The following is a 14,272-nucleotide window of genomic DNA, read 5'->3' on the forward strand; positions in this document are numbered from 1 at the left end:
GACATTACTCACCCGTCCGCCACTCGTCACCCAAGGAGCAAGCTCCTCTGTGCTACCGTTCGACTTGCATGTGTTAGGCCTGCCGCCAGCGTTCAATCTGAGCCATGATCAAACTCTTCAATTTAAAGTTTGATGCTCAATGAATTAAACTTCGTAATGAATTACGTATGTTCACTCAAGAGACTTGGTATTCATTTTTCGTCTTGCGACGTTAAGAATCCGTATCTTCGAGTGCCCACACAGATTGTCTGATAAATTGTTAAAGAGCAGTTGCGACGCGCTTTAGCGCTCTGTCGCGAGGTGGCGTATATTACGCTTTCCTCTTTCAGAGTCAACCCTCATTTTCAGGTTTTTCTCTTCAACCGAACCGGCTGTTTGTGTGAAGTGATTCACATCCGCCGTGTCGATGGAGGCGCATTATAGGGAGTCGACTCAGGAAGACAAGCGGAAAAATGCATTTTTGTTTCAACCGCTCACCTTTTATCCACAACGCTTACTTTTGCTGCTTTTTTATCGTCATTGGCAGGTCTGCCAGACTATTTATGACCAAATCTGCCGCATTTTCTGCTTCCGGCGTGACGGGTTTGCCCGTGCGGACCAATACCTTCGTGCCAACATTCGCAGCTGCCGCCGCCTGCATATCTTCAATTTTGTCGCCTACCATATAAGAAGCGGCCATATCGATGTGCAAGAAGTCTCGGGCGGAGATAAACATGCCAGGATGCGGTTTACGGCAGTCGCAGACCTGACGATACTCTTCTACAGTACCCTGCGGGTGATGCGGGCAGTAGTAGATACCATCCAGCTCAACGTCGCGATCGGCCAGCGACCAGTCCATCCATTCGGTCAACGTTTCAAACTGCGCCTCAGTAAATTTACCACGCGCGATACCAGACTGGTTCGTCACGATAATAAGCGCGTAACCCATCTTTTTAAGTTCACGCATGGCATCAATAACGCCGTCGATAAACTCAAACTCGTCGATCTCATGTACATAACCGTGGTCCACATTAATGGTACCGTCACGGTCGAGAAAAATTGCGGGTACAGACTTTGCCACCTTTTATAGCTCCTGAATAAGGCATGTGACTCTAGTATCGCATGTTTCAGCGGGCAAGAAAGTGCTCATCGTGCAAAGCCTGATTGATTTAGACGTCTGGATGCCTTAACATCCATCTTGTTGACGGCTTCGACCGTACCTGACAGACGAAAATGCCACGGCTAACTTAATTACGATAATAAATAACCAATGATTAAACTTTCGAATATCACCAAAGTGTTCCAGCAGGGGACTCGCACCATTCAGGCGCTAAATAATGTCAGCCTGCATGTTCCTGCCGGGCAGATTTATGGCGTTATTGGCGCCTCCGGTGCCGGTAAAAGTACGCTCATCCGCTGCGTTAACCTACTCGAACGCCCTACCGAAGGCAGCGTTCAGGTTGGCGGTCAGGAGCTGACCACGCTTTCTGAGTCGGAGTTGACTAAAGCTCGCCGTCAAATCGGCATGATTTTTCAGCACTTTAACCTGCTCTCTTCCCGTACGGTGTTCGGTAACGTCGCACTACCGCTGGAACTGGATAACACGCCAAAAGAAGAGATCAAACGCCGCGTAACAGAGCTGTTGGAGTTGGTTGGTCTTGGCGACAAGCACGATAGCTATCCGGCCAACCTTTCCGGTGGACAAAAACAGCGTGTGGCGATCGCTCGTGCGCTGGCAAGTAATCCCAAAGTGTTGCTGTGCGATGAAGCCACCAGCGCACTCGATCCGGCAACGACCCGCTCGATTCTGGAATTATTGAAAGATATTAATCGTCGTCTGGGACTCACCATTCTGCTGATTACCCACGAAATGGACGTTGTAAAACGTATTTGTGACTGCGTGGCGGTCATCAGTAATGGTGAACTGATTGAGCAAGACACCGTTAGTGAAGTGTTCTCACACCCGAAAACGCCGCTGGCACAGAAATTTATCCAGTCCACGCTGCACCTGGATATTCCGGAAGATTATCTGGAACGTTTAAAAGCGGAGCCGGAAGCCGACAGCGTGCCGATGCTGCGTATGGAATTCACCGGTCATTCGGTCGATGCACCGCTACTTTCTGAGACGGCCCGTCGCTTTAATGTGAATAACAACATTATTAGCGCGCAGATGGATTACGCCGGCGGTGTAAAGTTCGGCATCATGCTGACTGAAATGCACGGCACACAGGAAGATACACAAGCAGCCATTAGCTGGTTGCAGGAACACCATGTAAAAGTAGAGGTACTGGGTTATGTCTGAGCCGATGATGTGGCTGCTGGTTCGCGGCGTATGGGAAACGCTGGCAATGACCTTTGTGTCCGGTTTTTTTGGCTTTGTGATTGGTCTGCCGGTCGGCGTGTTGCTGTACGTAACGCGTCCGGGGCAAATTATTGAGAACGCGAAGCTCTACCGTACGCTCTCTGCGCTGGTGAACATTTTCCGTTCCATCCCGTTCATCATCTTACTGGTGTGGATGATTCCGTTCACCCGCATGATCGTAGGCACCTCTATCGGACTGCAGGCAGCTATCGTTCCGCTGACCGTCGGTGCCGCGCCGTTTATCGCCCGTATGGTGGAAAACGCGCTGCTCGAAATCCCGACCGGGCTGATAGAAGCCTCTCGTGCGATGGGCGCCACGCCGCTGCAAATTGTACGTAAGGTATTACTGCCAGAAGCGCTGCCAGGACTGGTCAATGCGGCCACCATCACCCTTATCACGCTGGTTGGTTACTCCGCGATGGGCGGTGCCGTCGGTGCCGGTGGTCTTGGACAGATTGGCTATCAGTACGGCTATATTGGTTACAACGCTACCGTAATGAATACAGTACTGGTATTGCTCGTCGTTCTGGTTTATTTAATTCAGTTATCCGGCGATCGCATCGTCCGGGCTGTCACGCACAAATAACGTTGCACACAACACTAAAAACTCATTAAGAAAAGGAAATAAGCATGGCGTTCAAATTCAAAACCTTTGCGGCAGTTGGAGCCCTGATCGGTTCTCTGGCACTTGTGGGTTGCGGTCAGGATGAAAAAGATCCTAATCACATCAAAGTGGGCGTTATTGTTGGCGCAGAGCAGCAGGTTGCAGAAGTCGCGCAGAAAGTGGCAAAAGAAAAATACGGTCTGGACGTTGAGCTGGTCACGTTTAACGATTACGTTCTGCCTAACGAAGCGCTGAGCAAAGGCGATATCGATGCTAACGCCTTCCAGCACAAACCATACCTGGACCAGCAGATCAAAGATCGTGGTTACAAGCTGGTTGCTGTAGGCAATACTTTTGTTTACCCGATTGCGGGCTACTCCAAAAAAATCAAATCGCTGGATGAGCTGCAGGACGGTTCCCAGGTCGCGATTCCAAACGACCCGACTAACCTTGGCCGTTCCTTGCTGCTGCTGCAAAAAGTGGGCTTAATCAAACTGAAAGACGGTGTTGGCCTGCTGCCAACCGCGCTGGACGTGATTGAAAACCCGAAAAACCTGAAGCTGGTTGAACTGGAAGCACCGCAGCTGCCGCGTTCCCTGGACGATGCACAAATCGCACTGGCGGTCATCAACACCACCTACGCCAGCCAGATCGGCCTGACTCCGGCAAAAGACGGTATCTTTGTTGAAGATAAAGATTCCCCGTACGTAAACCTGATTGTAACTCGTGAAGACAATAAAGATGCTGAGAACGTGAAGAAATTCGTTGAAGCATACCAGTCTGACGAAGTGTACGAAGCAGCAAACAAAGTCTTCAACGGCGGTGCTGTTAAGGGCTGGTAATTTTAGGCTGTTTACAGAATCTGTAATATCATCAGGACGGGCGCTTGCCCGTCTTGTCATTTATGCAAGCACCTGATTCAATATCTGACGTTTAGATCATTCATTGAGGAAATATTATGCGTGCTTTACCGATCTGTTTAGTAGCACTCTTGCTGAGCGGCTGTTCTATGTTAAGCAGATCCCCTGTTGAACCCGTTCAAAGCACCGCAACCCCGCCGAAAGCGGAGCCGGAAAAACCGAAAGCACCGCGCGCTACGCCGGTAAGAATCATTACTAACGCTGAAGATTTAGTAGGCAAACCGTTCCGCGATCTTGGCGAAGTTAGCGGTGAATCCTGCCAGGCTTCAAACCAGGATTCCCCTCCGAGCATTCCAACCGCACGCAAACGCATGCAGATTAACGCATCAAAAATGAAAGCTAATGCGGTATTGCTGCACAGTTGCGAAGTGACCAGCGGAACGCCGGGTTGCTATCGTCAGGCGGTTTGCATCGGTTCTGCACTGAACATTTCGGCGAAATGAGCCATTTTCAGTTCGAGCAAATAGGCGTTATCCGCTCACCTTATAAAGAAAAGTTCGCCGTTCCACGCCAGCCCGGTCTGGTGAAAAGCGCCAGCGGTGAACTGCATTTGCTCGCACCTTATAACCAGGCCGATGCCGTTCGCGGCCTGGAAGCCTTCAGTCATTTGTGGGTGATTTTTGTTTTTCACCAGACAATGGAAGGTGGATGGCGTCCGACCGTGCGCCCTCCCCGCCTTGGCGGCAACGCCAGAATGGGTGTCTTTGCCACGCGTTCAACGTTTCGTCCTAACCCTGTTGGCATGTCGTTGGTTGAGCTACGGGGCATCCGCTGCCATAAAGAGCACGTGATCCTCGAACTCGGTGGGCTGGATCTTGTTGATGGCACGCCAGTCGTAGATATAAAACCGTATCTGCCGTTTGCCGAATCGTTACCCGATGCTCGCGCCAGCTATGCTCAGGATGCCCCCCAGGCCAGCGTAGACGTGACGTTCAGTGAAGATCTCGCGGAGCAGCTACCGAAGCTCGAACAACGTTACCCGCATCTTCGTCAGTTTATTGCCGAAGTGCTGGCGCAGGATCCGCGTCCTGCCTACCGTAAAAACGAGGAAGAAGGCAAAACCTACGCCGTCTGGCTGCTGGACTTTAACGTCCGCTGGCGCGTCACGCCGTCAGGATTTGAGGTCTTTGCTCTGGAAGCCCGCTAATTTGCGTCGCGTACTCTTTTGACATCCCTTTCTCGCTGGTAAACTAAACCACTTTTGTTTTGTGCCAGGCTCGTTTTGAGCCTGTTCGATCGTTCAACTGGAACCGTAACAACATGCGTACTAGCCAATATCTGCTCTCCACTCTGAAGGAGACACCTGCCGACGCCGAAGTCATCAGCCACCAGCTGATGCTGCGCGCCGGGATGATCCGCAAGCTGGCCTCCGGGTTATATACCTGGCTGCCGACCGGCGTGCGCGTCCTGAAAAAAGTCGAAAACATCGTGCGTGAAGAGATGAACAACGCCGGTGCGATCGAGGTGTTGATGCCGGTCGTTCAGCCTTCTGAACTGTGGGAAGAGAGCGGCCGTTGGGAACAATACGGCCCGGAACTGCTGCGTATTGCTGACCGTGGCGATCGTTCGTTCGTCCTCGGCCCAACGCATGAAGAAGTGATCACCGACCTGATCCGTAACGAGCTGAGCTCTTACAAACAGCTGCCGCTGAACTTCTATCAGATTCAGACCAAATTCCGTGACGAAGTCCGTCCGCGCTTCGGCGTGATGCGCTCCCGCGAATTCCTGATGAAAGATGCATACTCTTTCCACACCTCTCAGGAATCCCTGCAGGAAACCTACGACGCGATGTACGCTGCGTATAGCAAAATCTTCAGCCGTATGGGGCTGGATTTCCGTGCAGTACAAGCGGATACCGGTTCTATCGGCGGCAGCGCCTCTCACGAATTCCAGGTGCTGGCGCAGAGCGGCGAAGACGATGTGATCTTCTCCGACTCTTCCGACTATGCGGCGAACATCGAATTTGCCGAAGCCGTTGCGCCGAAGGAGCCGCGCGCGGCAGCAACCCAGGAAATGACGCTGGTAGATACGCCGAACGCTAAAACCATCGCCGAACTGGTTGAGCAGTTCAACCTGCCTATCGAAAAAACCGTGAAAACCCTGCTGGTGAAAGCCGTTGAAGGCAGCAGCTACCCGCTGGTCGCCCTGCTGGTTCGTGGCGATCACGAGCTGAACGAAGTCAAAGCGGAAAAACTGCCGCAGGTTGCCAGCCCGCTGACCTTTGCCACCGAAGAAGAAATTCGTGCGCTGGTAAAAGCAGGTCCTGGCTCGCTCGGTCCGGTGAATATGCCAATTCCGGTGGTTATCGACCGTACCGTTGCAGTAATGAGCGATTTCGCTGCCGGTGCCAACATCGACGGTAAACACTATTTCGGTATCAACTGGGATCGCGATGTGGCCACCCCGGAAGTTGCTGACATCCGTAACGTGGTCGCCGGCGACCCTAGCCCGGACGGCAAAGGTACGCTGATGATCAAACGCGGTATCGAAGTCGGCCACATCTTCCAGTTGGGTACCAAGTACTCTGAAGCAATGAAAGCCGCTGTTCAGGGCGAAGATGGCCGTAACCAGACGCTGACTATGGGCTGCTACGGTATCGGGGTCACTCGCGTAGTCGCTGCTGCTATTGAACAGAACTTTGACGATCGTGGCATCGTATGGCCAGATGCCATTGCCCCGTTCCAGGTCGCCATTCTGCCGATGAACATGCACAAGTCCTACCGTGTGCAGGAGCTGGCTGAAAAGCTGTACGCTGAGCTGCGCGCGCAGGGTATCGAAGTGCTGATGGACGATCGTAAAGAGCGTCCGGGCGTGATGTTTGCCGATATGGAACTGATCGGTATCCCACACACCATCGTGCTGGGCGACCGTAACCTCGACAACGACGATATCGAATACAAATACCGTCGTAACGGCGAGAAAGAGCTGATTAAAACCGGCGACATCGTCGACTTCCTGGTCAAAGCCATTAAAGGCTAATACCAACAAAAAGGCCCTGATTATCAGGGCCTTTTTTCTATCGATTAATTACACGCTTTACCAGGGATAAATTTCGCGTCTTTATCCGCCATCAACGTTTTCACTTTCTCACCCGTATCCGGGTTTGACTCCAGCGTGAAATGCGCCTCAAGCGTCAGCAGTACGGACTGTCCGTTTTCCGCACGAGCGGCTAAATAGTCGCGTTCAAGCTGAGCATTATTCGCCACCGGCATCCGTTTACCCGTTGCGCAGTCGGTAAAGATTGCCGTGTCAGCCATATAGAAATACATGCCTCGCATCGGCATTGGCGTCACCGGTAAGCTGGCGGAAACCGGCTGGAGCGTGTAGTTAAACTGTGACTCAATCGGGTTACCTTCACGATCGAGCATTTCCAGCGCCTCGCCTTTAGCCCGGTAGTACGATTTTTCACCTTTGCTGTCGGTCAGCACCAGTTTGTCGGCTGTACGCGCCCATGTGCCATAAGAGGCAAATGAAGACGGTTCATCCCGCACGCCCTGATAGCGTTCGTTCATCACCCATGTACCGTCTTTTTCCAGAAACAGAGAGGTTTCAATCCCTTCGCAGTCCGCGCAAGGTAAGATGCCACGCCAGCTTTGCTGCATCGGTTTTAATTCTGCCGCCCGCGTCGGCTGTAGTACTTCAACTTCAGTACGGTTATTACAGCCGATCAAGGAAAAAAGCGTGCATGCAGCGACCACGGACAATATTGCTGTTTTCACTATCAATTCCTTATTAATTTTTATTCCCGCTCGTCAGTCTTGCGTTCGACGAACTCTCCCACGCAGTGCTTTCACTGTGGATTTTTGCGCCTTCGATGACAACCTGCGCTCTTTCGAGGCGCGCGTAGGGCGAGTTGCCTGTCGGCTTTTTTGCACCGCGGTTAATTCTTTTATCACCGCCACCAGTCGGGAGATTGCCGCTTCCCGATTGAGCTCCTGGCTACGGTATTCCTGCGCCTTAATGATAATAATGCCATCGCCGCTAATCAGATGATGGCTGGCGGCCAGCAGGCGTTCCTTGTAATACTCTGGCAGGCTCGAGGCCCGAATGTCAAAGCGCAAATGGATAGCCGTCGAGGTCTTGTTAACGTGCTGACCACCCGCGCCTTGTGCCCGAATCGCCGTGATTTCCAGCTCATTATCAGGGATAGAGACGTTTCGGGAGAGAACAATCATGAACGCGGCTGCCACGCGGTCAGATGAATTTCCAGATTGTTCTGAGAGTCGGACAGCCAAATAGCGCCGTCCTGAATAGTCGCCTGCAGCGCCATTGTACGACCAGCAAAATCACTCAGTTGCGCCAGCTGTTCATCATCCAGATACCACACGGTGAGATTTTTAAACTGCGCACATTTGTTCTGGTTTTGCTGCCACCAGATCTGAGCCGCACGACTGTTGTAGGCAAACAGAGCAACCTCACCAGACTGGGTACAGGCTTTCTTGATACGGCGCTCATCCGGCAGACCCAGCTCAATCCAAAGATCGATGCCCAGATGGTCGTTACGCAGCCATGCTTCAGGCTCGTCTTCCGCGCTCAGGCCACGCGTGAACTGCAGCCGTTCATCGGCATATTTAATCCAGGCCAGCAGGCGCAGCATCATGCGCTCCTGGGTTTCAGAGGGGTGACGCGCCAGCGTCAAGGCCGCGTCAAGAAACTGGTTGCGGTCAAGATCCGCTACGTTGACGACGGCTTTATAAATTGTCGCTTTAAGCGCCATGGGAGAACTCCTTTCGAATCAGGCGCACATTGTAGCGAAAACTGCGGCAAAAGGCTGCTAACTGCTCATCTATCAAGGCGCTGATATTGCTTGAATGAGTATGGTATAGTCACCTTGCTAAACAGAGTTTATCTTCGTAGGCTTAGACTTGCATCCACGGTTAAGTCAGAGTGCTGACAGGAGGGCATGTGGAAAAATATTGTGAGTTAATACGCAAGCGGTACGCGGAAATCGCCAGCGGAGACTTAGGGTATATCCCGGATGCGCTGGGTTGCGTATTGAAGGTGCTTAATGAAGTGGCGGCAGACAGCGCCCTTCCAGAGTCGGTCAGGGAAAAAGCGGCCTATGCTGCCGCGAACTTACTGGTGAGCGATTATGTCAATGAATGAAACGTATCAACCCATCAATTGCGATGATTACGACAATCTTGAACTCGCCTGCCAGCACCATTTGTTACTGACGCTGGCGTTAAAAGATGGCGAAGTTTTGCAGGCGAAAGCGAACGACCTGGTTTCACGCAAAAACGTGGAGTATCTGGTCGCAGATGTCGCAGGTGAAACCCGGGAGCTTCGCCTCGACAAAATTGCCAGCTTCAGCCACCCGCAGATCGGTACCGTGGTGGTCAGCGAATCCTGATTATTTTGGTGCCGGATGACGGTGCAAAGCACCTTATCCGGCCTACTTTCCACGCCAAACCAGACTCACGCCTTCTTCATCTTCCGCCGCTCCCTCACGCGTCACGAAAACACCCGCAGCCGCAATCAACGTTTCGCCGTAAAACAGCAGCGGTGTGGTATCTCGTCGCCAGGGTGGAATCCCCTGCTCCTGCCAGATTTTCTTTAATTTCCGTCCACCGTTACGCCCGACAATATGCAATAACCCTGGTGCTTTGAAACGAATGCTGACGGCTTCATCCGCTTGCGGCATGCGCAATTCACCCGCAGAAATTAACTGAACCGAACCCAATCCGGCAGGCAGCGTCAACGGTGTTTTCCACTCTAACCATGGGATAACGGTTTCGCTTTGCCCATCGACTGACTTCACCCACCACAGCTGTGACTGATAACGACGGACCTCGTACTCCCCGAGGCGAAAACAGGGTGAGGCATCTTCCCGCGCCAGCGCCACTTCCTGCCAGATACGTTCCAGTCCATCACGAGAAGGCATCGGCGCATTTAACCCCGCCAGCCAGCGACGAAGTAGCGCGGCACGACGCACGTCGCTCATCATCATTAACGGTACCAGTAGCAGTGTGCCATGGGCTGTGATGCAATCGGCTAAATCGCTGGCCAGCAGTTCATCCAGTAAACTCTCCTGCTCAGCACACAGCGCGGCGCTGCGGGCTACGGCTTGCGCGAAGTGCGGCCAGCGCTGTTGCAGCAATGGGGTAACGCGCAATCTGAGAAAATTGCGATCGTAGGTATCATCCTGATTGCTTTCATCTTCAATCCAGCATAATTCATGCAGCCGCGCCCATGCTTCAAGCGCCTCTCGCGTTTGCGCCAGCAGCGGTCGAATCAGCTGGGTTCCGGCGAACGGTGAGTTTTCGCCCATGGCGGAAAGTCCGGCAGGGCCGCTGCCGCGCTTAAGCGCCAGCAGAAAGGTTTCACACTGGTCATCGAGATGCTGGGCGGTCATTAGCACCTCGCCCGGTAGTAAGGTCTGCGCAAATGCCTGATAGCGCGCTCGTCGTGCCTGAGCTTCGATGCCCAGGCCATCGTCCTCAAGGTGTACCCGCTCAACCACTAGCGGCACCTGCCACTGCATACATACTGACTCACAGTGCTGCACCCAACTGTCTGCATGTGGGCTTAATCCGTGATGAATATGGATTGCGCGTAAAGCGACCTCAGGATGCTGCGCTCGCCACTGCACCAGCTGATGCAGGAGTACGGTTGAGTCCAGCCCGCCGCTAAAGGCGACCAAAATCGATTGAGAATTCAGCAGTGAAGTGTTCAGCGTGAGTGTCGTCATGATGGTTACTTACAATGGCATTGCCCGGCACGTTACCGGGCTAACGCCACAATGACAAGCCTTACATCTCGTACAGTTCGAGGGGCAATCCGTCCGGATCGTTGAAAAACGTAAAGCGTTTACCGGTAAATGGATCGATACGTATGGATTCACACTTCACGTGGTGTGCTTCCAGATGCGCGATCGACTTTTCTACATCCTCCACGCTGAACGCCAGATGACGCAAACCGCAGGCTTCCGGTCGGCTCGGACGGCAAGGTGGAAACGGGAAAGAAAAAAGCTCAATCACATACTGGCCGTTCAATGCCAGATCGCCTTTCCACGAATCTCTCTCTTCCCGATAGGCTTCGCTCATCAGTGTAAAGCCAAGCACATCGCAGTAAAATGCCTTACTTGCCGCGTAGTCCGTCGCAATAATGGCAATATGGTGAACCTGTTTTAATCCCAGCATAGCGTCATCGCCTCTTTCATTTTTCTGTCAGCACGTTACTCGTACGTCTTAGGGTCAGGCAAGTCGTTATGCCATTTTTAAGACTCTCACGCGATACACGCCATCCTCGCCCAGTTTAGCGCCATGGATATCGGTTTCAAATCCCGGGTAGCGCTGCCCCACTGAACACAGCATCAGAAGAAAATCGAGGACAGCCCGGCTTTTGGCAGTGATCATTTCCCCGGGCATCAAGAGCGGCACGCCAGGAGGATAAGGCAGGATCATATTGGCGGACACGCGTCCTACCAGTTGATCAAGCGCCACGGTTTCCACCTCACCTTTGATCTGCCGCTGCCAGGCCTGGTGCGGTGTCATTTTCATTTCCGGCAAAGTATCAAATGCACGCAGCATCAGTCCGGAGAGATCGTGCTGGCGGATCAGCTTATGGATCCCCTGTGCCAGATCCTGAATACGCATATTGCGATAGAAATCGGGATCTTCAGCATACAGATCCGGCAGCATATTTTTCACGCGTAAATTCAGATCGTACGAGCGCTTAAATTCCGTCAGGCCACGTAGCAGCCCCATCGCCCGGGTTTTATCAATGCCAATACTGAACAGGAATAACAGGTTATACGGTCCCGTTTTTTCGACGACGACGCCGCGTTCATCAAGGAATTTCGCCACCAGCGCCGCGGGGATCCCCTCTTCGCTCATATTTCCCTGTTCATCCATTCCCGGCGTCAGAATCGTGACCTTCACCGGGTCGAGGAACATGTGGTCGGCATCAGCATCAACAAATCCGTGCCAGTCTTCACCTGGCGCTACCGGCCAACATTCTGCTTCATCGACCTTTTCCGGCTGCCAGATATCAAAGAACCAGCCATCCGACTCTTCGCGCAGACGCTGCACTTCTTTACGGAAATGCAGCGCCCGTTCCACCGAACGATTGATTAACCGCTTGCCGGAATTGCCACGCAGCATTGCCGCAGCCGTTTCTATCGACGCCACAATCGGATAGCTCGGAGACGTGGAGGTGTGCATCATAAAGGCTTCGTTGAACGTGTCTTCATCATAGTCACCCTTAATGTGGATCAGCGAAGCCTGTGACAACGCCGCCAGCATCTTGTGGGTGGACTGGGTTTCAAATATCACCTTTCCCGGTACCCGTTCGCCGCTCATCCCGCTTTTCCCCTGATAGATCGGATGAAAATGGGTATACGGCACCCAGGCTGAATCAAAATGGATGGAGGACACATCCAGGGTTTGCTTGATCCAGTTGGTGTTATAAAGCAGCCCGTCATAGGTGGAGTTGGTGATCACCGCGTGTACTGGCCATTGCGCCTGAGTCGTCTCTTCTACCTTGCGTTCAATACTTGCACGGGTAAATTCCCGACGGGGTATACCGCCGAGGATCCCCAACGCGTTACGCGTAGGCTTCAGCCAGATTGGCACCACATCGCTCATCATCAGCAAATGCGCCAGCGACTTATGGCAGTTGCGGTCAATCAGTAACGTACTGCCTGCAGGCGCAGCATACATGCCGACAATCTTGTTCGATGTCGAGGTGCCGTTGGTCACCATATAGCTCTGTTCGGCACCAAAAGTACGCGCGATGTACTCCTCCGCTTCGAGGTGTGGTCCGGTATGATCAAGCAATGAACCCAGTTCGGTTACGGAAATGGACACGTCGGCTTTCAGCGTATTGCCGCCAAAGAAATCATAGAACAGGCAGCCGACCGGGCTTTTCTGGTACGCCGTACCCGCCATGTGCCCGGGCGTACAGAAGGTATACTTTCCTTCCTTCACATAGGTAAACAGCGCCTTGGTGAACGGAGGCGTGATGTTATCGAGGTATTCGCTGGTGTACTGGCGAATGCGGGTGGCAATGTCTTCAGACTGACCCAGCGCATACTCAAAAAACCACAGCGCCATGCGCAGGTCGTGCGCACTGACATCCATCGTCGAATGGGTATTAATAAAGGCGTAGAGCGGGAGATACTCGTTGAGCTGGTTGATGTCACTACACAGCTCCAGGCTATATTCATCCCAGTCAAAAATGACGCCGCAAATTCGCGGGTTGTGTTCGATAAACTTCAGCAGGTCAACGCTATTCTGCGGCCAGATAATCTGAAATCCCTGCTGTTGCAGCGCACGTTCAAGTTCCTTGATGGGCTCATCTTTATAAAAGACGCCATGCGGTCCCATGATGGCAATGATATTCATGCGTTCCTCCTGGAAAAACCTTAGTTAATCATAGCCTGGCCAAACCACAGGTAAAAAAAAGGGCCACAACGTTGTGGCCCTTTTCGGAATTAATGCAGTTTACGCGTAACCGTAGCTCATCAGACGCTGGTAACGACGGTTTTTCAGATCGTCTTTGCTTAACACGTCGAGATCGGCGAGATCGGCCAGCAGCTGTGCTTTCAGGGACGCAGCCATCACTTCCGGATTGCGGTGTGCGCCGCCTAACGGTTCCGGAATGATAGAGTCGATAAGCTTCAGCTCTTTCAGACGCGGGGCAACAATTCCCATCGCTTCTGCGGCCAGCGGTGCTTTGTCGGCGCTTTTCCACAGAATGGAAGCACAACCTTCCGGGGAGATGACGGAATAGGTGCTGTATTGCAGCATATTCACTTTATCGCCTACACCAATCGCCAGCGCGCCACCGGAACCACCTTCACCGATAACGGTGCAGATTACCGGTACGCTCAGACGCGACATTTCACGCAGGTTGCGCGCGATCGCTTCTGACTGACCACGCTCTTCCGCGCCCACGCCCGGGTAAGCCCCTGGGGTGTCGATGAAGGTAATGATCGGCATGTTGAAACGCTCGGCCATTTCCATCAGACGCAGCGCTTTGCGATAACCTTCCGGCGCTGGCATGCCGAAATTACGGCGAATCTTTTCTTTGGTCTCACGGCCTTTCTGATGACCAATGATCATCACCGGACGGCCATCCAGACGCGCGATACCGCCGACAATAGCTTTATCATCCGCATAGGCACGATCGCCCGCCAGCTCATCAAATTCATCAAACGCCAGGCGGACATAATCCAGGGTGTACGGACGCTGTGGATGGCGCGCCAGTTGGGCTACCTGCCATGCGCCAAGATCGGCGAAGATTTTACGCGTCAGTTCTACGCTTTTTTCACGCAGGCGATGCACTTCTTCATCGATGTTAATATCCAGTTTCTCATCCTGACGGCTAACCGCAGTCAAAGAATCGATTTTTGCTTCCAGCTCTGCAATCGGCTGTTCAAAATCAAGGAAATTCAGACTCATA

The 14,272-nt window shown here is 52.7% G+C and carries 16 protein-coding genes and 1 rRNA gene; 8 read left to right on the plus strand and 9 right to left on the minus strand.

Annotated elements, in window-relative coordinates; translation table 11 throughout:
- Together BZK40_RS16550 and gmhB are read right to left on the minus strand one after the other, a co-directional pair.
- Positions 1–124: ribosomal RNA gene (locus BZK40_RS16550) — 16S ribosomal RNA — on the minus strand; the annotation flags it as partial.
- Between the two features lie 369 nt (positions 125–493).
- Positions 494–1,060: a D-glycero-beta-D-manno-heptose 1,7-bisphosphate 7-phosphatase gene (gene gmhB / locus BZK40_RS16560; protein WP_079934968.1), complete on the minus strand. Its 567-nt coding sequence runs from the start codon at positions 1,058–1,060 to the stop codon at positions 494–496.
- A 189-nt stretch (positions 1,061–1,249) separates the two neighbouring features.
- Between gmhB and metN the strand changes: the two genes are divergently transcribed.
- The 6 genes from metN to proS all read left to right on the plus strand — a co-directional run bounded on the left by metN (position 1,250) and on the right by proS (position 6,844).
- A complete protein-coding gene (metN, locus tag BZK40_RS16565) occupies positions 1,250–2,281 on the plus strand; it encodes a methionine ABC transporter ATP-binding protein MetN (protein WP_048227055.1) in 1,032 nt (343 codons plus the stop codon).
- Positions 2,274–2,927 carry a methionine ABC transporter permease MetI gene (locus tag BZK40_RS16570; protein ID WP_003018471.1) on the plus strand — a complete coding sequence of 218 codons (654 nt, stop codon included), beginning with the start codon at positions 2,274–2,276 and terminating at the stop codon, positions 2,925–2,927. The genes metN and BZK40_RS16570 overlap by 8 nt, the downstream gene beginning before the upstream one ends.
- A 44-nt stretch (positions 2,928–2,971) precedes the next feature.
- A complete protein-coding gene (gene metQ / locus BZK40_RS16575; RefSeq protein ID WP_003829145.1) occupies positions 2,972–3,787 on the plus strand; it encodes a methionine ABC transporter substrate-binding lipoprotein MetQ in 816 nt (271 codons plus the stop codon).
- A 116-nt stretch (positions 3,788–3,903) separates the two neighbouring features.
- On the plus strand, positions 3,904–4,308 hold the full coding sequence (gene rcsF / locus BZK40_RS16580; protein ID WP_003018477.1) for an envelope stress sensor lipoprotein RcsF: 405 nt from the start codon (positions 3,904–3,906) through the stop codon (positions 4,306–4,308).
- Entirely contained in the window at positions 4,305–5,012 is a 708-nt protein-coding gene (gene tsaA / locus BZK40_RS16585; protein ID WP_003829147.1) for a tRNA (N6-threonylcarbamoyladenosine(37)-N6)-methyltransferase TrmO, read from the plus strand. The genes rcsF and tsaA overlap by 4 nt, the downstream gene beginning before the upstream one ends.
- Before the next feature lie 113 nt (positions 5,013–5,125).
- On the plus strand, positions 5,126–6,844 hold the full coding sequence (gene proS / locus BZK40_RS16590; protein WP_003829149.1) for a proline--tRNA ligase: 1,719 nt from the start codon (positions 5,126–5,128) through the stop codon (positions 6,842–6,844).
- A gap of 44 nt (positions 6,845–6,888) precedes the next feature.
- On the opposite strand, the gene nlpE is transcribed toward proS, so the two are convergent.
- The 3 genes from nlpE to BZK40_RS16605 are packed head-to-tail and all read right to left on the minus strand — an operon-like array spanning position 6,889 to position 8,582.
- Positions 6,889–7,587 (minus strand): envelope stress response activation lipoprotein NlpE, encoded by a 699-nt coding sequence (nlpE, locus tag BZK40_RS16595; RefSeq protein ID WP_095533151.1) that lies wholly within the window; start codon positions 7,585–7,587, stop codon positions 6,889–6,891.
- Positions 7,588–7,617: 30 nt separating this feature from the next.
- Complete coding sequence (gene arfB, locus BZK40_RS16600) at positions 7,618–8,040, minus strand: alternative ribosome rescue aminoacyl-tRNA hydrolase ArfB (protein ID WP_032942412.1); 423 nt, start codon at positions 8,038–8,040, stop codon at positions 7,618–7,620.
- Complete coding sequence (locus BZK40_RS16605) at positions 8,037–8,582, minus strand: YaeQ family protein (RefSeq protein ID WP_003018497.1); 546 nt, start codon at positions 8,580–8,582, stop codon at positions 8,037–8,039. The genes arfB and BZK40_RS16605 overlap by 4 nt, the downstream gene beginning before the upstream one ends.
- Positions 8,583–8,770: 188 nt before the next feature.
- Here BZK40_RS16605 and BZK40_RS16610 point away from each other — a divergent pair, with 188 nt between their 5' ends.
- Together BZK40_RS16610 and rof are read left to right on the plus strand one after the other, a co-directional pair.
- On the plus strand, positions 8,771–8,971 hold the full coding sequence (locus tag BZK40_RS16610; RefSeq protein ID WP_003018499.1) for a YaeP family protein: 201 nt from the start codon (positions 8,771–8,773) through the stop codon (positions 8,969–8,971).
- Positions 8,958–9,218, plus strand: coding sequence for a Rho-binding antiterminator (gene rof / locus BZK40_RS16615; RefSeq protein ID WP_003018503.1), 261 nt, complete (start codon positions 8,958–8,960; stop codon positions 9,216–9,218). The genes BZK40_RS16610 and rof overlap by 14 nt, the downstream gene beginning before the upstream one ends.
- A gap of 42 nt (positions 9,219–9,260) precedes the next feature.
- Here the strand turns inward: rof and tilS are convergent, their stop codons facing one another.
- The 4 genes from tilS to accA form a co-directional block, all read right to left on the minus strand.
- Positions 9,261–10,556, minus strand: coding sequence for a tRNA lysidine(34) synthetase TilS (gene tilS / locus BZK40_RS16620; protein ID WP_079934970.1), 1,296 nt, complete (start codon positions 10,554–10,556; stop codon positions 9,261–9,263).
- A 61-nt stretch (positions 10,557–10,617) separates the two neighbouring features.
- Complete coding sequence (locus BZK40_RS16625; RefSeq protein ID WP_008786273.1) at positions 10,618–11,007, minus strand: VOC family protein; 390 nt, start codon at positions 11,005–11,007, stop codon at positions 10,618–10,620.
- Between the two features lie 66 nt (positions 11,008–11,073).
- A complete protein-coding gene (gene ldcC / locus BZK40_RS16630) occupies positions 11,074–13,212 on the minus strand; it encodes a lysine decarboxylase LdcC (RefSeq protein ID WP_048236098.1) in 2,139 nt (712 codons plus the stop codon).
- A 99-nt stretch (positions 13,213–13,311) separates the two neighbouring features.
- On the minus strand, positions 13,312–14,271 hold the full coding sequence (accA, locus tag BZK40_RS16635; protein ID WP_003829164.1) for an acetyl-CoA carboxylase carboxyl transferase subunit alpha: 960 nt from the start codon (positions 14,269–14,271) through the stop codon (positions 13,312–13,314).
- Position 14,272: the final 1 nt, after the last annotated feature.

The organism is Citrobacter portucalensis (genome assembly GCF_002042885.1).
GTDB classification, from domain to species: Bacteria; Pseudomonadota; Gammaproteobacteria; order Enterobacterales; family Enterobacteriaceae; genus Citrobacter; species Citrobacter portucalensis.

Coding starts and splice junctions, on each gene's coding strand:
- metN (WP_048227055.1), top strand. CDS start 1,250: ATGATTAAACTTTCGAATATCACCAAAGTGTTCCAGCAGGGGACTCGC.
- BZK40_RS16570 (WP_003018471.1), top strand. CDS start 2,274: ATGTCTGAGCCGATGATGTGGCTGCTGGTTCGCGGCGTATGGGAAACG.
- metQ (WP_003829145.1), top strand. CDS start 2,972: ATGGCGTTCAAATTCAAAACCTTTGCGGCAGTTGGAGCCCTGATCGGT.
- rcsF (WP_003018477.1), top strand. CDS start 3,904: ATGCGTGCTTTACCGATCTGTTTAGTAGCACTCTTGCTGAGCGGCTGT.
- tsaA (WP_003829147.1), top strand. CDS start 4,305: ATGAGCCATTTTCAGTTCGAGCAAATAGGCGTTATCCGCTCACCTTAT.
- proS (WP_003829149.1), top strand. CDS start 5,126: ATGCGTACTAGCCAATATCTGCTCTCCACTCTGAAGGAGACACCTGCC.
- arfB (WP_032942412.1), bottom strand. CDS start 8,040: ATGATTGTTCTCTCCCGAAACGTCTCTATCCCTGATAATGAGCTGGAA.
- BZK40_RS16605 (WP_003018497.1), bottom strand. CDS start 8,582: ATGGCGCTTAAAGCGACAATTTATAAAGCCGTCGTCAACGTAGCGGAT.
- rof (WP_003018503.1), top strand. CDS start 8,958: ATGTCAATGAATGAAACGTATCAACCCATCAATTGCGATGATTACGAC.
- tilS (WP_079934970.1), bottom strand. CDS start 10,556: ATGACGACACTCACGCTGAACACTTCACTGCTGAATTCTCAATCGATT.
- BZK40_RS16625 (WP_008786273.1), bottom strand. CDS start 11,007: ATGCTGGGATTAAAACAGGTTCACCATATTGCCATTATTGCGACGGAC.
- ldcC (WP_048236098.1), bottom strand. CDS start 13,212: ATGAATATCATTGCCATCATGGGACCGCATGGCGTCTTTTATAAAGAT.
- accA (WP_003829164.1), bottom strand. CDS start 14,271: ATGAGTCTGAATTTCCTTGATTTTGAACAGCCGATTGCAGAGCTGGAA.